14 protein-coding genes are annotated in these 17,898 nt (G+C 72.6%); 5 read left to right on the top strand and 9 right to left on the bottom strand.

Translation table 11 applies throughout. The annotated features are described in order from the left end of the window. Complete coding sequence (locus ACOZ38_RS06920) at positions 1-1,359, bottom strand: phosphomannomutase/phosphoglucomutase (RefSeq protein WP_424529288.1); 1,359 nt, start codon at positions 1,357-1,359, stop codon at positions 1-3. Positions 1,360-1,474: 115 nt separating this feature from the next. Continuing rightward, positions 1,475-1,840, bottom strand: coding sequence for a DUF3499 domain-containing protein (locus ACOZ38_RS06915; RefSeq protein WP_405144871.1), 366 nt, complete (start codon positions 1,838-1,840; stop codon positions 1,475-1,477). A 196-nt stretch (positions 1,841-2,036) separates the two neighbouring features. On the opposite strand from ACOZ38_RS06915, the gene ACOZ38_RS06910 reads away from it, so the two are divergent. Next, the gene (locus ACOZ38_RS06910; protein WP_424529287.1) at positions 2,037-2,501 is read left to right on the top strand and encodes a metallopeptidase family protein; all 465 of its coding nucleotides are present in this window, start codon (positions 2,037-2,039) and stop codon (positions 2,499-2,501) included. Between the two features lie 19 nt (positions 2,502-2,520). Here the strand turns inward: ACOZ38_RS06910 and ACOZ38_RS06905 are convergent, their stop codons facing one another. From ACOZ38_RS06905 to ACOZ38_RS06890, 4 genes are all read right to left on the bottom strand, one after another. Next, the gene (locus ACOZ38_RS06905) at positions 2,521-3,951 is read right to left on the bottom strand and encodes a DUF5719 family protein (protein ID WP_424529286.1); all 1,431 of its coding nucleotides are present in this window, start codon (positions 3,949-3,951) and stop codon (positions 2,521-2,523) included. Beyond that, positions 3,948-6,962, bottom strand: coding sequence for a glycosyltransferase family 2 protein (locus tag ACOZ38_RS06900; protein WP_424529285.1), 3,015 nt, complete (start codon positions 6,960-6,962; stop codon positions 3,948-3,950). The genes ACOZ38_RS06905 and ACOZ38_RS06900 overlap by 4 nt, the downstream gene beginning before the upstream one ends. Before the next feature lie 300 nt (positions 6,963-7,262). Then, entirely contained in the window at positions 7,263-7,505 is a 243-nt protein-coding gene (locus tag ACOZ38_RS06895; RefSeq protein ID WP_114031515.1) for a WhiB family transcriptional regulator, read from the bottom strand. Positions 7,506-7,785: 280 nt separating this feature from the next. Further along, positions 7,786-10,131 (bottom strand): hypothetical protein, encoded by a 2,346-nt coding sequence (locus ACOZ38_RS06890; RefSeq protein WP_424529284.1) that lies wholly within the window; start codon positions 10,129-10,131, stop codon positions 7,786-7,788. A 301-nt stretch (positions 10,132-10,432) separates the two neighbouring features. Here ACOZ38_RS06890 and cofD point away from each other — a divergent pair, with 301 nt between their 5' ends. Further along, entirely contained in the window at positions 10,433-11,359 is a 927-nt protein-coding gene (gene cofD / locus ACOZ38_RS06885) for a 2-phospho-L-lactate transferase (protein WP_424529283.1), read from the top strand. Next, complete coding sequence (locus ACOZ38_RS06880) at positions 11,356-12,651, top strand: coenzyme F420-0:L-glutamate ligase (protein WP_424529282.1); 1,296 nt, start codon at positions 11,356-11,358, stop codon at positions 12,649-12,651. The genes cofD and ACOZ38_RS06880 overlap by 4 nt, the downstream gene beginning before the upstream one ends. Here the strand turns inward: ACOZ38_RS06880 and ACOZ38_RS06875 are convergent. Beyond that, positions 12,553-13,251 carry a DedA family protein gene (locus ACOZ38_RS06875; protein WP_424529281.1) on the bottom strand — a complete coding sequence of 233 codons (699 nt, stop codon included), beginning with the start codon at positions 13,249-13,251 and terminating at the stop codon, positions 12,553-12,555. The two genes, ACOZ38_RS06880 and ACOZ38_RS06875, sit on opposite strands and share 99 nt — an antisense overlap. Continuing rightward, positions 13,244-13,903: a class I SAM-dependent methyltransferase gene (locus tag ACOZ38_RS06870; protein WP_424529280.1), complete on the bottom strand. Its 660-nt coding sequence runs from the start codon at positions 13,901-13,903 to the stop codon at positions 13,244-13,246. The genes ACOZ38_RS06875 and ACOZ38_RS06870 overlap by 8 nt, the downstream gene beginning before the upstream one ends. A gap of 134 nt (positions 13,904-14,037) precedes the next feature. Between ACOZ38_RS06870 and ACOZ38_RS06865 the strand changes: the two genes are divergently transcribed. Both ACOZ38_RS06865 and ACOZ38_RS06860 read left to right on the top strand, forming a co-directional pair. Next, positions 14,038-15,315 carry a sensor histidine kinase gene (locus ACOZ38_RS06865; protein WP_424529279.1) on the top strand — a complete coding sequence of 426 codons (1,278 nt, stop codon included), beginning with the start codon at positions 14,038-14,040 and terminating at the stop codon, positions 15,313-15,315. After that, the gene (locus tag ACOZ38_RS06860; RefSeq protein ID WP_405144861.1) at positions 15,288-15,947 is read left to right on the top strand and encodes a response regulator; all 660 of its coding nucleotides are present in this window, start codon (positions 15,288-15,290) and stop codon (positions 15,945-15,947) included. The genes ACOZ38_RS06865 and ACOZ38_RS06860 overlap by 28 nt, the downstream gene beginning before the upstream one ends. A gap of 16 nt (positions 15,948-15,963) precedes the next feature. Here ACOZ38_RS06860 and ACOZ38_RS06855 read toward each other — a convergent pair whose 3' ends face one another. Next, a complete protein-coding gene (locus tag ACOZ38_RS06855) occupies positions 15,964-17,754 on the bottom strand; it encodes a substrate-binding and VWA domain-containing protein (protein ID WP_424529278.1) in 1,791 nt (596 codons plus the stop codon). Positions 17,755-17,898: the final 144 nt, after the last annotated feature.

Genomic DNA, 17,898 nt, shown 5'->3' with positions numbered 1-17,898 from the left:
TCAACTCCTCACGACGGCGAGGACCGCGTCTCGGGTCGCCGCCATTAGCTTCTCGTCGGCCGCCTCGGCATTCAACCGGAGGAGCGGCTCTGTGTTGGACGGACGGAGATTGAACCACCAGCCGGACCCCGACACGGTGAGGCCGTCGAGCTCGTCCACGGTCACCCCGTCACGGCCGGCGTACTCGGCGCGGACCCGCGCCAGGGCCGCGGCCTGGTCGGCGACGGTGCTGTTGACCTCGCCGGACGCCGCGTAGCGGGAGTAGCGCCCAAGGAGGCCGGACAGCGGGTGAGGCTGCTCGCCGAGGGCGGCGAGCACGTGCAGCGCCGCGAGCATGCCGGAGTCGGCGAACCAGAAGTCGCGGAAGTAGTAGTGGGCGGAGTGCTCGCCGCCGAAGACGGCCCCGGTGCGGGCCATCTCGGCCTTGATGTAGGAGTGCCCCACCCGGGTGCGCACCGGGACGCCGCCGCTCTCGGCGATGATCTCGGGCACCGCCCTGGAGGTGATCAGGTTGTGGATCACCCTGGACCCCGGGTGCTTGGCCAGCTCACGCACGGCCACCAGGGCGGTGATCGTCGAGGGCGACACGGACTCTCCGCGCTCGTCGACCACCCAGCAGCGGTCGGCGTCGCCGTCGAAGGCCAGGCCGAGGTCGGCGCCCTTGTCGAGCACGGCCTTCTGCAGGTCGCGGAGGTTGTCCGGCTCGATCGGGTTGGCCTCGTGGTTGGGGAAGGTGCCGTCGAGCTCGAAGAACAGCGGGGTGACCTCCAGCGGAAGGCCCTCGAACACCGTCGGGACGGTGTGACCCCCCATGCCGTTGCCGGCGTCCACCACGACCTTGAGTGGCCTGATGCCGGAGATGTCGACCAGGCCGCGCAGGTGGGCGGCGTACCCGTCGAGCAGGTCACGCCTGGTGACCTCGCCGGTGCGCCCCCCTGCGGCCCGGACGCCCGAGGCGAGCAGCTCGGCGGCGCGGTCGCGGATCTCCACCAGACCCGTGTCGGACCCCACGGGGACGGCGCCCGCGCGGCAGAGCTTCATCCCGTTGTAACGGGCCGGATTGTGACTGGCCGTAAACATCACGCCCGGTAACCCGAGGCTGCCGCTGGCGTAGTAGAGCAGATCGGTCGAGCCGAGCCCGGTGTCGACCACGTCGGCGCCCCAGCCGGTCGCCCCGCGGGCGAAGGCGGCGGCGAGCGGGCCCGAGGACGCGCGCATGTCGTGCGCCATGACCACGGCCTCGGCTTCGAGCACCTCGACGAAGGCGGCACCCACGGCCTCGGCGACGCCCTCGTCGAGCTCGCCGGGCACGACGCCACGGATGTCGTACGCCTTGAAGATCTTGGCGAGGTCGCCCACTGCCGCTCCGCACCTAGTCACGTCTGTTCGACCCGAGCCTACTGCGTTACTCCGAGGCCTTTCACGAAGATCGGGAAGCGGCGGCGGGCCGGCACCGCGAGAGGATCAGGCGGGCTCAGCGCTCCAGGTTCTGCTGGGCGGACCGCAGGACCCGAAGGTGCCCGCGCCGGCCGACCTCCACGCCCTGCCCCACGGGCTCGCCCGAGGAGGGGGTGGGCCTGGCCGCCTCACGCACGGCGTTGGCGAGGGCTTCGAGATCGTCGGTGCTCGGTTGCCCCGCCTCCGACGGCAGCCGGACGACCTCCCATCCGCGCGGGGCCGTCAGCCGCTCCGCGTGGTCCGCGCACAGGTCATAGCAGTGTGGTTCGACGTACGTCGCCAGCGGTCCGAGCACGGCGGTCGAGTCGGCGTAGACGTACGTGAGTGTGAAGACGGCAGGCTGCCTGCAGGCGGTACGGGAACAGCTGCGGACGGGGCTCACGGAGGGACCGTATCCGGTCCGCGTTCACATTGCCACCACCTGGCAGCTCTTAACGAGCGTGTCGCCACAATTCGGACACTTGCCGTCCCTTTACGGGCTGTATGGCCGGGCCCGGAAACCGCTTGGCGGACAGACCGTTCGCCTGGACGTCAGGGAGTGGGCGCGGGATCGGAGAGGCACGATCTAGGCTTGCTGTGTGAGTTCGGCCCCCGGCGGCAAGGCCCGCCCCAACGGCCCGCGGCGGCGCGACCGGCACGGCCGCGGCATGCGCGGTCCGCTGGCCCCGTCGCACGTGCCCATAGCGCGCTCCCGCAGCGAGCGTTTCGACGATTTCGTGCTGGACGCGGTCGACCGGCTGAAGCCGAAGTGGGGTGGGCAGCTCTCCGCCGTCGAGTTCGCCGTCGAGGAGGTTCCGCCGGCCGACGAGCTCATCGACGGGCCGGGCAGGCTCTCGTCCGACCCGATCCCCTTCGGCCGGGTGCAGCCCGCCGCGGGCGGCTCCCCGGCGGTCGTCGTGATCTACCGCCGCCCGCTGGAGGCGAGGGCCCGCGACCGCGACACGCTGGGCGCGCTCGTGCACGACGTGGTGGTCGAGCAGGTCGCCAGCCTGCTGGGCCTCTCGCCCGAGACCGTGGATCCCGGGTACGACGACCGCCACTGAGCTCGCGGCACCACTGACCTCAGGGCAGCACCACGGTGGGCGATTCCGCGATGCGCGGGACGATGGCCCAGGTGCGCGCCAGGCCCAGGGGCTGCGTGGTGAGGAGCAGGCCGTCAGGGGCGTGCTCGTCCATCACCCGCCCGCCGTAGACCGGGCCTGAGCCGGGCAGCGGCAGCACGACCACGCTGAAGTCGCCCCGCACACCCGGCGGAGCGAGCTTGATCTCCTTCGTGCGCGACGCGGGGATCCGCACCTCCACGGCCGGGAGCGCGGCGCCCTCCCGCGGCAAAGTCTGGACGCTGACCTTCCCCGCGGCGGCGGGCGCCGAGAGGATCAGCCGGGAGGAGACCTTCTTGCCCGTGCGGTTGTCGGCCACCACGCTGCCGATGTCGATCGGCACCGCCCCCGCGCTGAACGCGACGTCCTGCTTGGTGCCGGTGCCCGTGGCCATCACCCCGGCCACGATCGGGACGTCGGCGGTGAGCACGAGGGCCGACGGCTGCCCGCCGATGCCGGTCGACACGTCGATCGAGGCCGTGGACCCGGCGGTGACCTCAAGTGACTCGCGGTTCTTCATGGCGTAGAACCCGTCGGCCGTCAGCGCCTTGACGCGGACGACGGTGTCGGCCTCCCCCGGCGCCGTGACGTACAGCTCGCGCAGCCCGCCCCCGCCGGGGATGCCGGGGACGACGACGCTGGTCGCGGGCTCGGCGGCGGCGGGGAGCCAGTCGGTGCCCCTGCCCTTGCCGAGGACGGCCTTCGCGGAGGCCGCCACGCGCCCGCTGATGCTCCGCACCTCCACCGCCATGATCAGGGGAGAGGTCGCGAGGTCGCGCACCCGTACCGCGCGGTGCTCTCCAGGCTTGAGCACGAGGCCGTTGCCGGAGTCGTTGACCACGGGACCCTCGCCGGCGTAGACCATGACCTCAAGGACGGCCTGGGCGGCGTCCGCGTTGGTGAGATAGAGCACGACGTCGGCGGCGGCCGGGCCCGGGCCGACGAACCACGCGCTGGAGCCGGGCTCGGCGCACCGCACCCCGGCCAGCCCGCGTGCCGTGCCGTCGGCCTGACGGGTCGTCTGGGTGGCCTCCAGCCCCGCCGCCATCACGCCGGCGCCGGCGATCTCCAGCGGCCCCGACCTGGCGGTCACGTCGCGCTGCCACAGCCGGCCGGGCTGGTCGAGGCTCGCGAGCGGCGAGGACTTGGCCCTGACCTCCGAGATCGTGGTGCGGCCCGCGCCCTTGCCGCCGGGCGGGGTGATCGTGCTGACCCGCGCGCCGCCGGGGTCGGGGCAGACGGTCGAGACCGTCTCCACGGCCACCTTGTCCAAGGTGACCGGGGGCACGGCGACGACGCCGGGGCGGGTCACGAACGCCACGCCGAACAGGGCGGTCAGGACTATCAGGACCAGGGCGAAAAACCCGAAGCGGCTCTCGATCAGCGCCCTCACCGGACCAGCACTCCCTCGGTCTCGCGCTCCACCGGCATCTCGGCGTACTCCTCGGCGGCCTCCGCGCTCCGTGCGCCGGGAGAGGCCAGGACGAGGACCAGTGCCACGAGCACGACCTGGCCCCAGAGCCAGACATCGTGCCAGAACGCCCCGTGCTCGGCCGTGACGCGGCCACCCGCGGCGGGAACGTCGAAGCCCTGAGCCCAGCCGTCGACGGTGCGCCCGGCGAGCGACGAGCCGCCGGCCGTGGCGATCCACCCCCCGGCGGGCTCGGCGAGCACCAGAGTGCGCGTGCCCTGCCCGGCGGGCACCGCGACCGTCAGGCCGCCGCCCGCCGCCTCGGTGTACTGAACGGGCGTGTGCGCCCCGGCCTGGTCCTGGAGGTAGGCCCGGCCCAGGGGCTGGGCCATGGCCCACAGCCCGGCGGTCGCCGAGAGGTTCACCCGGACCAGCGCGGGATCGGAGTCGAGCGAGCGCCGCACCTTGGGATCGATCGGAGCGGGGACGGCGACGAAGCGGACGCCGTAGGTGGCGAGCGTGAGGGCGTCGTCGCCGCCGCGCCCGGACACGACGCCCGCGACCAGGTCGGAGAGCCGCTCGCGCATCGCGGCGGACACCGGCAGGTCGGTCTCGCCGATCAGGGGGGTGCGGCCGCGCAGCACGGTGAAGGTGAGCTGCCCGTCGGCCTCGGAGCGGAGCACGACCGTGCTCTCACCCTCGGTTGAGCTCGCGGCGGCGAAGTCGCTGATCACGCTGGGCACGCCGCGCTGGAGCGGCCCCCGCGTGCCGTCCTTGATCCACAGAGCCGCCGCGGCGACGGGCGTGGCGCAGGCCACGAGGACCATCAACGCCGCGCCGGCCCTGCGCAGGCCGCCGGCCTGGTTGAGCTCGATGATGCGGTGCCCGGTCAGCGCCGCCGCGACGATCAGGCCCGTGGCGGCGAACGCCAGGGGCACGCCTGGCCAGGCCGCCGTGCCGTCCACGGGGACGCGGCTGGCCACGATCGCGACCAGGACGCCGAAGACCGTGACGCCCCAGCCGACGATGACCACCATCTGGTGCCGCCGGAACAGCAGGGCGGCCAGCGCGGCGGCGACCAGGCCACCGGTCACCCACACGGGCGGCACGCCGGGGCCGCCCGGGCTGAGCAGCAGCAGCGCCTCGGCGGTGAGCCGGGGATCGGCCAGCCCGGGGCGGTGCAGCCCCGCCTCAAGAAGGATGCGCCCGGGGTCCCCCGCGATCTGGACCAGCCACGGGAACAGCAGCACGATCGGCACGGCCATCGCGATGCCGAGCGAGAGGCCCACCCCGCGCCGCACCCCGCCGAACGACACGGCGGCGAGGCCGCCGAGCACCGCGACCAGCACGTAGACCAGGGGCGCGAACGCGGTGCCGACCGCGAGCAGCAGGCCGAGGGCCCACGCCGCCCGGCGCGCGCTGCGGCGCTCCCCCATGATCACCCTTGCGGCCAGCGCGGCGTAGGCGGGGAGCAGGACGAAGACCACCGCCGTGCCGAGCCGCCCGCCCGCGACGGCTCCGGTCGCCACGGGAAGCAGCGCGTACGAGGCGGCCAGCCAGACCCGGGCCAGCGGATAGGAGATCATCGAGCGGGTCGCGACGTAGGCGGACAGGCCCGCGAGCGGCACGCATCCGAGCAGCAGGACCGAGACCGCGAGCCAGGTCTTGCCGAGGAAGATCGTCGACAGCGCCGCGAGGACCGCGACGTACGGCGGCGCCCAGCCGCCGGAGCCGAGCCCGGTCGCGTGGTATGCCGAGGTGTAGAACTGCCACAGGTCGGAGGCGCCGCCCACGACCGGGACCAGCGCGCCACCGCCGAGCAGCCCGCCGTAGAGCAGCGACCGCTCGGCGACCAGCGTGACGGCGATGAGGGCGAGGCAGAGCAGCACGCCGGGGTTGCCGAAGACGCGCTGCATGAGACCGGCGTCGGTCAGCAGCTCGTCGCCCTCGTCCTCCTTGGAGGGCTCGGAGATCACCGCGTGGTGCCGCCCGGCGGAGTCGATCGGCCCCGACCCGGACAGGTAGTTCTGGACCATGTCGGCGAGGCGCCGGTAGGCCATGCCCGAGGGCGTGAGCAGCCGCTTCACGTGGGCATAGCCCTGTTTTCTGCCCTGTTTTCGCGCCTTTCTGGCCTTCATGAGGCGGCGCGGAGCGGCCAGCACGGACGCGAGCGCGACCACCTCGTCGAGGGCGTTGGCAGGCTGCTTGGCCAGCAGCAGAAGGAGCGTGCGGAACAGCGAGCCGAAGATGTTGCGCACCAGCGACCACACCAGCGACCGGAAGGGGAGGTTCGCCATGATCACGAACATGGCGTTGCGGCGGTCGAGCCTGCGGGGATGGTCGGTGCTCGCGGTCATGCGGCGCCTGCGGCGCGTCGCTGCCTCGGCGTGCCAGGCGACCGCGTCGGTGACGTTCAGCACGTGGTAGCCGGCGGCGGTGGCCCGCCAGCACAGGTCGAGGTCGTCGCGGAAGAGGGGCAGGCCGGGGTCGAGGCCGCCGAACTGGTCCCACACGTCGCGGCGGATCAGCATGCCGGCCGTGGACACCGACAGCACCTTGCGGGTGCCGTCGTGCTGGCCCTGGTCGTACTCTCTGGGCTCCAGGCCGGTGTCGCGGCGGCCCGACCTGTCGACCGTGACGCCGACTTCGAGCAGGATGCGGCGGTCGAGCCAGCTGCGGAGCTTCGGGCCGAGGATCGCGACCTTCTCGTCCTCGGCCGCGGCCCACAGGAGTGCTTCGAGCGCCCTCGGGTGGGGTGCGCAGTCGTCGTGGATCAGCCAGATCCACTCTTGGCCACCGGTGCGCGGCAGCCGCTCCAGCACCGCCGCCACCGCCTCGCCGAACCCCGTCGAGCGAGGCAGGGTCAGGATGCCGTTGGCGCCGAGCGCCTCGGTGAGGATCTTGCCGCTGCCGTCGCGGCTGCCGTTGTCGACGCCGACCACCCTGTCGAGCGGACGCGTCTGCCGGAGGACGCCCTCCAGCGACTCCCTCAACCAGCGGGCCCCATCATGGGCGACGACGATCGCTGTGACGGATTGACGCGGCGGGTGCACGGAGGTGGTGTCCTTGGGGGCTCGTGTGGCTTGCGCCGATCACGATACGGCACCCCGAGCGTGCCGGGTCTGCCAGTCTTCCAATCAGGTCCACCGATCGCCGGCCGGCGGTCACGTCCCCTCGCCCGGCCTCCGGCTATGGCCCCCCTAGACCCTAGCCGTTTGCCGTGACCGTGATCGCTCAGTGTTGACGGTGAAATCTCAAACCGTAACCGTCCGCCTCGCGGCGGCTACCCTTCCTCAGCCGGCCTCTCGCTTGATCCGGCGGCGCTCACGCTCGGACAACCCTCCCCAGATCCCAAATCTCTCATCATGCTGTAGTGCGTACTCCAAACACTCGGCCCGCACCTCGCAGGACCGGCACACTTTCTTGGCCTCCCGGGTGGAACCGCCCTTCTCCGGGAAAAACGCCTCCGGATCCGTCTGCGCGCACAACGCGCGCTCCTGCCATCCCAGCTCTTCCGCGCCGAGCACCTGTGCCATGACCAGATCGGTCAATGCACACCTCCTGCCGATCGCCCGCCCGCCCCGCAACGGAGCCCCCCTTTTGAACACCTTCCTCAATACCCACCCTGTGAAAGGCGTAACAACACAGTTGTAATTACACGCGTGTGCCGCGTGTGGCGTCAAGCAGCATGGCAGTATCCGGGGAAAGACCAGCTCACCCCGGTATGCGGGCCTTGGCGGAATATGCGGCCGTCCTCGGCGTACACCGTCTAGGCGGGATCCGACGGCGTTCTGTTATCCCCGATCTTCAATGCCCTCAGCGGTCGGAACCGTACCAGCGTGATCCCTGATCTACACCTGGACCTGCCGGTTCTCTACTTCCGCTTTCCTCTGGCCTTGCCTGGGCCGACCGGTCGGGGGCGTAGATCGCGGTCGGGTCGATCGGCTCGTCCCTGTGCCCCTGCGGCCCGGACGGGGGCATCGGGGCGTTCAGCGGGTCGTTCTGGAAGGCCTTCGGGTCGAAGCGCACCGTCTTCTCCACGGCCGGCTCCTCCCAGGCCTGCTGCTGCGGCTGGTACGGCTGCTCCTGCGGGTACGGCTCCGGCGCCTGCGGGTACGGCTCGGGTGCCTGCGGGTACGGCCGGTCCTGCGGCTGGGGGTAGCCCTGGTCCTGCGGGCGCTGGTACGGCTGGTCCTGGTAAGGCTGGTCCTGGTAAGGCTGCTCCTGGGCGGGCCGGTAGGGCTGCGCGTCCGCCGGGGGGCGCGAGTAACCCGAGGAGTCGCCCGCCGACTGCGGGTGGCCGAACGGGCTGCCGCTGTAGCCGGACGCGTACTCCGGGGTCCTGACCGGCTGCGTGCCGGTGGTGTACTCCTGCCCGCCCGGGGTACCGCTGTGCTCGGAACGGCCTTCGGATGGTGACCCGCCGCCCTGCGACTGCTGGTAGCTCTGCGCCTGCTGGTAGGCCTGCGCGATCTGCTGCTGGCGCGCGTCGGCCGCTTCTGCGTACAGCGGCGACGGCTCGGGCTGGCGGCCGAAGTCGGCGCCCGAGTAGCCGCCGTACTGCTCGCCGGCCTGCGTGCCCATCTGACCGTAGACCTGGGTCTGGTCCATCGGGTTCGCCTGCGGGCCGCTCTGCCCGTAAGACGACTGGTCCAGGGTCTGCGGACCGGTCTGACCGTAAGACGGCTGGTCCACGGCCTGTGGACCGGTCTGCCCGTACGAGGGGGGCTGGTCCAGGGGGCCCGTCTGGCCATAGGCCGGGGCCTTGTCCAGCGGGTTGGTCTGCGGACCGGTCTGACCGTACGACGAGGACGGCTGGTCCAGCGGGCTCGCCTGGCCGTACGGGCCGCCGTCCTGCGCCGGCGGCCGGCCGTAGGCGTGAGGCTGGTCGAAGGCGGTCGGCGCCGTGAGCGGCTCAGGCACGGCCTGGCGGGCGCCGGTCGTGAAGGCGTCGTGCATACCGAAGGCACCTGCGCCCCCGCCCGAGGGCACGTACGGCGTGGCCGCCTGGGGAGCGTACGGGTCGGAGGTCTGCTGGCCCTGCTGGCCCGCCTGGCTCTGCTGGCCCGGCTGCTGGTTCTGTTCTCCGTAGGGAGCGGAGGGCTGTGGAGCGTACGGGGACGCGGGGGGCTGCCCGTATGACCCGGACGGCTGCGAGGACGCGGAGTCGGCCTGGGAGCCCTGGGAGCCCTGCCCGTACGGCTCGGACCTGAGCGCCGCCGCGTAGGCGTCGAGCGGCTGGGAGTGCTGGGGAGCGTAGGCCGTGTCGCCGAGGGGGCCGGCCTCGCCCGCGGGGGCGTACGGCCGCGCCTGCGACTCGTCCTGCCGTCCGAACTGCGACTCACCCTGCTGCCCGAACTGCGGCTCACTCTGCTGCCCGAACTGCTGGCCGAACTGCGGATCGCCCTGGCGTCCGAACTGCTGGTCACCCTGCTGCTGGCCGTATCGCTGCTGCTCACCCTGCTGCGCGAACTGCGGCTGGTGCTCTCCGGAGAACTGCGGCTGCTCTCCCTGCTGGGCGAACTGCGGCTGGGGATAGGGCTCGGCACCCGGCTGCTGCCCATAGGCCTCCGCGGGCCGCTGGTCGCCCGGCCCGTACGGCTGCGGGGGGTTGTGCGGAGCCGGGGGCAGCGCGGGAAGCGCGGAGGCGGGAGCGTTCTGGGCAGGGGCGTGCTGGGCGGGCCCGTACGGCGGCTGGTCGGGATGCCCGCCGGGTCCGTACCCGGGGTGCTCGCCCTGGAAAGGCTGCGGGGGGAACAGCCCCTGGCCGTTGCCGTGCGGCGCGGGCTGCTCGGCGTGGCCCTGCCGGGGCCGGACGGCCGAGGGCGCGCCGGGCGGCAGGATGGAGAGCGCATACACCAGGGAGACCGCGGTGAGGGCGAGGGCGGGCACGCCGGTCAGCAGGTACTCGATGACGCTCCAGCCGCCCGTGCCGCCGCCGAGGAGCACGCCGACGAGGCTGACGAACCCGAAGAGCGCGGCGGCCGCGAGCGCGGCGACGGCGACGAGGTTCACGAGACGGGCACGCGGGGTCGGCTCGCCGAACCTGGTGACGAGCACGACGGCGCCGAGCGCGAGCGCCAGGGCGAGCGGAGAGGTCAGCGTGCCGAGCGCGCCGGCCGACTTGGCGCCGAACGGCCCTTCTCCCAAGACCAGCGTCACGACCGCGACCAGAACCTGTGTGCAAACCACCGCAAGCATGATCAACGCCGCAGGCTCGCGGAGCCGTCCGGGCTCGACTTTCACCACAACTACCCCCCAATGGGTCCATACGGCATCCGCAGTTTCGCACATCTCCCCACTTCGAGGACGCCGGACCCAACAACCTCATTGATCACACAAGCCCCGCATGAAAATCATTCAACCCTTTCCACGAGCCCGTGAGCAGGCGTTTCACAGATCACTTCGCGGATCGCCCCGGCCCGGGCCCAGGCAAGAAGATGGCAATGGAACACTTGACAGCATGCGCATCGTGTCCCTAGCCGGTGGAATCGGCGGCGCCCGTTTTCTCCGCGGACTCCTGGCCGCCGTCCCCGACGCCGAGATCACCGTCATCGGCAACACCGGTGACGACATCACCCTTTTCGGACTCCGGGTCTGCCCTGATCTCGACACCGTCATGTACACCCTCGGCGGCGGCATCAACGAGGAGCAGGGCTGGGGCCGGGCCGGCGAACAGCACCTGATCAAGGAGGAACTGGCCGCGTACGGCATGGAGCCGCAGTGGTTCGGCCTCGGTGACAAGGACATCGCCACCCATATAGTGCGCACCCAGATGCTGAACGCGGGCTATCCCCTGTCGGCGATCACCGAGGCGCTCTGCACGCGCTGGCGGCCGGGCGTCCGGCTGATCCCGATGACCGACGACCGCGCGGAGACCCACGTGGTCATCAGCGACGAGCAGGGCCGCCGCGCGATCCACTTCCAGGAGTGGTGGGTGAAGCTGCGCGCGTCGGTCCCCGCGGAGCAGATCCTGCTGGTCGGCGCGGACGAGGCCAAGCCCGCCCCCGGCGTGATCGAGGCGATCGAGGAGGCCGACGTGGTGATCCTCCCGCCCTCCAACCCGGTGGTCAGCATCGGCACCATCCTGCAGATCCCCGGCATCCGCGAGGCCGTCGAGGCCAAGACCGTGGTCGGCGTCTCCCCCATCATCGGCGGCGCCCCCGTCCGGGGGATGGCCGACGCGTGCCTCACCGCGATCGGCGTGGAGACCAGCGCCCAGGCGGTCCTGGAGCTGTACGGCTCGCGCCTGGTCGACGGCTGGCTGGTCGCCGAGGAGGACAAGGACGTCGCCCTGGACGGGGTTCGCGTGGTGGCGAGGCCCCTGCTCATGAGCGACCCCGACGCCACCGCCGACATCGCCCGCGCCGCGATCGAGCTGGCCGGATGAGCGGCACCACGGCCGCCCACGAGAGCACGGTCACCGTCCAGGGGGTGCACGGCCTGCCCGAGGTACGCCCGGGCGACGACCTCGCCGAGCTGATCACGCGGGCCGTTCCCGGCCTCGCGGACGGCGACATCCTCGTCATCACCTCCAAGATCGTCAGCAAGGCCGAGGGACGCGTCCGGCGGGGCGACACCCGCACGGCGGCCATCGCCGAGGAGACCCGGCGAGTCGTCGCGCGACGCGGCGAGACCGTCATCGCCCAGACCCGGCACGGCTTCGTGATGGCCGCCGCCGGAGTGGACGCCTCGAACACCGAGCCCGGCACCGTGCTCCTGCTCCCCGAGGACCCCGACGCCTCCGCCCGCCGCATCCGGGCCGGGCTGAAGGCGAACGCCGGGGTCATCCTGTCGGACACCTTCGGGCGTCCCTGGCGCAACGGCCTGACCGACGTGGCGATCGGAGCGGCGGGCGTCCGGCCGCTGGACGACTTCCGCGGCAGGTCCGACACCTACGGCAACCCGCTTTCTGCGACGGTCACCGCGCTGGTCGACGAGATCGCGGCGGCGGCCGAGCTGGTCAAGGGCAAGCTCGACGGCGTGCCCGTGGCGGTCGTCCGGGGGCTGTCCCACCTGGTGACCGCAGAGGACGGCCCGGGCGTCCGGCCGCTCGTGCGGCCCGCCGACGAGGACATGTTCCGGTACGGCTCCGCCGACGTGCTGTTCGCCCGCCGGACGATCAGGGAGTTCTCCCCCGAGCCCGTGGACCCGGCCGCGGTCAGGCGGGCCGTGGACGCCGCGATCAGCGCGCCCGCCCCCCACCACACGACCCCGTGGCGCTTCGTGCTGCTGGAGTCGCCCTCGGCGCGCGAGAAGCTGCTGGACGCCATGCTGGAGGCCTGGATCCGCGACCTGCGCGCCACCGGCTTCACCGAGGAGTCGATCACGCGCAGGGTCAGGCGCGGCGACGTCCTGCGGCGGGCGCCCTACCTGGTGGTCCCCTGCCTGGTCATGGACGGTTCCCACACCTATCCCGACGACCGCCGCAACGCGGCCGAGCGCGAGATGTTCGTCGTCGCCATGGGCGCGGGCGTGGAGAACCTCCTGGTCCACCTCGCCGTCGAGGGCCTCGGCTCGGCGTGGGTGTCCTCGACGATGTTCTGCCGCGAGGTCGTGCGCGAGGTCCTCGACCTGCCGGAGTCATGGGATCCCATGGGCGCCGTGGCCGTGGGGCACCCCGCCGCCCCGCCCCGCGACCGTCCCCCGCGCGACGCCGCCGACTTCGTCGTCACCCGCTGAGCCCTGGTCGCCGCCCCGGGCGCGGCGGTATCTCGGGTAGAGCGCCAGCAGCACGAGCGCCATCGCCACCGGGCCCGCCAGGGCGAGATGGCCGGTCACCTGCCTGATCACCTCGGGCGCGAGGTAGCGGCTGAGGGTGACCAGCGTCGCCGCCCACGCGCAGGCGACCGGCACGCTCGCGCTCGCGAACGAGCGGTACGGCAGGCCCGCCCAGCCCGCGAGGCGCGGCACCAGCGTGCGGGCGCTGCCCAGCCACTGGGCGCCCACGACCGCCCACACCCCACGGCGTACCACCAGGCGGCGTCCGCGCTCCCAGAGGCCGGGGGCGAGGCGGTCCGCGAGGACGTGCGCGGACGGGGAGCCCCTGCGCCGCCGTCCCCACAGGTACGAGAGCTGGGTGCCGGTGACCGCCGCGGAGGCGGCCACCGCGATCGTCACGCCGAGGGGCAGCACCCCGAGGTGGGAGAAGTAGCCGAGGGCCACGAGCACGCTCGTCCCAGGGAGCACGACCCCGATCAGCAGGCCCGCCTCGGCGACGATGAGCAGCCAGCCGACGGCGAGCAGCAGTGGCGGGGAGAGCTGCCCGAGCAGCTCAGACATGCTCGCCCGCCTGCACGGACGGGTCGCGGGGCCTGCGGCACACGTAGGTCATCCCCGGGGGGATGTTCCGCCAGACCGGCCCGGTCGTCAGGACCTCCTCGAAGACGCCCCTGAGCCGCCGCCGGAAGGCCCTCGCCCTCGCCAGCGGGAGGGCGTGCAGGTAGGTCACCGTGGTGAACGCCCCTGCGGGGTCGAGCACCCGGCCGATCTCGTGGAGCATCGCCGACTGGCGCGCGTCCGGGAACAGGGACCACGGCAGCGTGCTCACCACCGCGTCGACCTTCCGCACCCCGGCCGCCGCCAGGAGCGCGCCGAGGTCGGCCGCGTCGCCGTGCACCACCTCCAGCCACGGCTTGGCGCGGCGCAGGTGGGCGACCATCGACGGCTCGATGTCGATGGCGAGCTGGCGGGAGCCCGGCGCCAGCCTGGCGCGGATGGCCTCGCTGATCGGTCCGGTGCCCGCCCCGAGCTCCACCACGACGGAGGAGCCCGACGAGGGGACCACCGCCGTGAGCGCCCTCGCCAGCACCGGAGAGCTCGGCGCCACGGCCCCCACGACGCCCTGCCTGCGGAGCGCCACCGCCATGAACGCCCGCAGGCCGGTGGCCCCTTCGGCGTCTCTTCCCGGCCACAGCCGCACTGTCTCGTCCATGGAGGCAATCAGACCGGCGGCGCCTTCCCGGGCGCAGGGACAGAGAACCTAGTCTTCGAGGTAGGTCTGGCCCTACCTCGCAAGTAGTCCAGAACCCCTGGGGAAGCGCTCTGAGCTGCCCATAAGGTCGAGGGGTGCGTCCACGACAGGCCTGGCGGGCCCTCACCCGGCGAGATCTGCTCCTGTCGTCATGGCCATGGCGCGCGATGCTCTACCTGATCTCGGGTGTGTGCGTCGGCGCGGTGGTGCTGGTGCTGTTCCTGGCCTTCCTGCTCACCGGTGCGGTGATGACGCTGGTGCTGGTCGGCATTCCGATCGTGCTGGCGATGGGGCTCGGCGGCGTTCCCGTCGCCGCGCTGGAGCGCGCGCGCCTTCGCCTGGTCGACCACGATCCGGTCGTCTCCCCGCATCGCGAGCCCGACCGGCCGGGGCTTCGCGCGTGGGTGGAGCTGCGCTTCAAGGAGCAGGCCACGTGGCGAGAGCTCGCCTACACCGGCCTGCTGGTCACCGTGCTGTGGCCCGTCGAGCTCGCCATCATCCTGTACGGCCTGGTGGTGCCGGTCGTGATGATCAGCACTCCGCTCGCCCTCGTCGAGGGCGACCAGATCAACGTTCTCAAGGCCTGGCGGGTCGACACCCTTCCCGAAGCGCTCCTGGTGGCGGCGCTGGGGGTGGTCGCGCTGGCCGTCGCGGCGTACCCGCTGACCGCGCTCGCGATGGCCCACGCCATGCTGGCGAGGCTCCTGCTCGCCCCGCGTGACGACGAGTCGGGCGAGCGGCTGGCCGAGCTGACCCGATCTCGCACCCGGCTGCTGGAGGCGTTCGAGGCCGAGCGGCGGCGCATCGAGCGCGACCTGCACGACGGTGCCCAGCAACGGCTGGTGGCGCTGACCATGACGCTCGGCCTGGCCAGGGTCACGCGCGCCGAGGAGACTGCTGAGCTGGTCGGCGAGGCCCACGAGCAGGCGAAGCTCGCCCTGGCCGAGATCCGCGACCTGATCAGGGGCATCCACCCCCGCATCCTGACCGACCGGGGCCTGCCGGCGGCGGTGGCCGACGTCGCCGACCGGTCCCCCGTGCCCGTCGAGGTCTCCGTGGAGTGCTCCGAGCGGCTGCCCTCGGCCATCGAGTCCGTCGCCTACTTCGTGGTCTGCGAGGCGCTGGCCAACGTCGCCAGGCACAGCCGGGCGACACGCGCCACGGTCGAGGGCCGCTTCCGCGACGACCGGCTCGTCGTGGAGATCAGGGACGACGGCGTGGGCGGCGCCGACGCCTCGGCGGGCACGGGGCTGGCCGGCCTGGCCGACCGCGTCTCCGTGGTGGACGGCAGACTGATGCTCTCGAGCCCTCCCGGCGGCCCGACCCTGTTACGTGTGGAGATCCCTTGCGCGCCCATCGCCCACTCAAGATAGTCATCGCCGAGGACGGCGTGCTGCTGCGCGAGGGGCTGTCCGGGCTGCTGGCGCGGTTCGGCCACCAGGTGGTCGCGTCCGTCGGCGACGCCGGCGCCCTGCTCGCCGCCGTCGCCGAGCACGCCCCCGACATCGTCGTGACGGATGTCCGGATGCCGCCTGGGTTCTCCGAGGAGGGCCTGCGGGCCGCCGTCACGCTGCGCGCGGCCGACCCGGGGCTCGCCGTCCTGGTCCTGAGCCAGTACGTCGAGCAGACCTACGCCTCCGAGCTCCTCGACTCCGGAGACGGCACCGGAGTCGGCTACCTGCTCAAGGACCGCATCGGCGACGTCGAGGAGTTCGTCGACGCGCTCCACACCGTCGTCGAGGGCGGGACGGTCGTGGACCCCGAGGTGGTGAGGCAGCTGCTGCGCCGGCGCCGCGACCCGCTGGAGCGCCTCAGCCCGAGAGAGCGCGAGGTGCTCGCCCTCATGGCGGAGGGCCGGTCGAACACCGCGATCGCCCGGGCGCTGGTGGTGTCCGAGGCCGCCGTCGGCAAGCACATCGGGAACATCCTGGCCAAGCTCGACCTGCCGCCCGCGGAGGACGACCACCGCCGTGTCCTGGCGGTGGTCACCTACCTGCGCGGCTGACGCGCGACCTTCGGCCTCAGCCGGGCTTGACGCAGGTGGGGTGGCACAGGCGGCGGGCCAGGGCGCTCAGGAACACGTCGATGATCTCGCCGGGCCCGGTGGCCACGTGCAGGGACCCGTTGGTGATCGAGGTGATCTCGCCCAGGGCGGTGCGGTCGACGTTCTTGCCGAAGGCCAGCACGATGATCTGCACGGGGTGGTCGGGGTCCCAGTCCTTGCGGAGCCTGTCCACCAGGGCCTGCCGGGAGAGCCCTATGCCGTCGTCCCTGCCGGCCGTGATGATCAGGAGAGAGTTGTTCATCGCGGGGTCGTACTTGCCGGTCACCTCGCGGAACCCGGCCAGGATCGCGTCGTAGAGCGAGCTGTCCCGGCCCTTGTACGCTCGCAGCGTCCGGGTGAAGCCGTCCAGGCGGCTCTGCCTGGTGAACTGGTCGCCCTCGCCGTCCGGCTGGGTGATCGGCCCGAGCCGCACAAGCGAGCGGTACCCCTTGCCGCCGCCCAGCCCGTCCGCGAACTCCCACAGGCCCATCCGGGTGGAGCCGGGGAAGAGCTGGAGCCCGAGGTGGGTGGCCTCCAGCGCCACCGACAGCGGGGTGTCGCCCTTGTCGCCGGAGATGGGCTCGGCCATGTGCCCGGCGGCGTCGGCCAGCACCAGGATGTTGCTCGGCGGTGCGAGGCGGCTCCACGCGTCCAGGGCCTCGTCGATCACCAGGGGCGTGATGGACGGGCGCGGCCTCGGCCGGCCGGACGGGATCCCCGGTCCCGCGTCCGGCGGCGCGTCCATGCCGTCGGGGCCGTCGGGGAGCCGGAACCCGTCGCGGCGCACCGCCGCCCTCACCTCCGCGGAGGTCAGCCAGTTCCCGAAGAGCCGCGCGCCGGCCGCGTCCGCGGGGTCCTCGGAGGTGACCACGTACGGGTAGTCGAGGATGATCGTGCCCTCTTTGGGGGTGAGCGCCACCACGGGGTCGGAGGAGGGCGTCCGGTTGTGCAGCCACACCGACTGCTCGGGGACGACGACGACCGGCCGCTGCCAGAACGAGCGGTCGTCCACGGCGGCGAGCATCGAGCGGTAGTCCGGGGCCGAGCCCGCCTGCGCCATGCGGACGAAGGCGGTGAGCTCCTTGTCGCCCTTGCCGCCCTCGCCCGCGATGTCCCTGGCGGCGGCCACCGTGGCGATGCCGGCGCCCGCCACCGAGGGGTCCGGGATGCGGACGATGTCCGGCTCGTCCGCGGTGGGCTGGAGCCGTCCTCGCGCCGTGGCAGGGAAGACCATCTCCCAGCTCATCTCGGTGTTCCCGGTGGCGAACCGCTGGGCCAGGGAGCCCCTGGTCGCGAACACCAGCGGCGAGGTGGCCACCACGGTCTCGCTGGGCGCGAGGCTGGGCGCGCCCTGCTTGCGCGCGAGCCGTACCCACGCGGAGGAGTCGGCGATCCAGGCGTCGGGCCGCTGGGCGAGCACCCCGGCGCGGTCGCCGATCAAGGTGCGCAGGACCGGCGCCGGGGACTGCTCGGTGACCTGCACGAGCACGCAGCGCCCGTCCACGCCGGCCCTGGTCGCGTTGAAGCGCCCGGCGGCCTCCATGACGACCGGGGCGATGTCCACCGCCGCGTCCACGCCGACGAGCACCGGATCGCGGGACGAGCACGAGCCCGCGCCGCCCCGGCCGGCCAGAAAGAGCACCCCGGCGACCAGGACGACGACGATGGCCGCCGCGAGCACGCCGCGGCGCCCGGTCCGCCGGCGCGGAGGCTCGAAGACCGGTTCCGCGCGGTGCCGACCGTGTCCACCGGGTCGACCAGACGCCACGGGTTCGCCTCTCGGTGTCTCTTGTTCGGTGTCTCTTGTTACATGTCTCTCGTTACAGGGGAGGAGTCGGACGATTCTCCCAACGGACACCGTAGACAGCGCAAGTATCCCTAAGGTGGAAATGTAGAACTTGTTATAAGCGTG

This window comes from Sphaerisporangium viridialbum, assembly GCF_049674955.1.
Lineage (GTDB): Bacteria > Actinomycetota > Actinomycetes > Streptosporangiales > Streptosporangiaceae > Sphaerisporangium > Sphaerisporangium viridialbum.
This window is presented reverse-complemented; position numbering and strand designations above follow the sequence as displayed.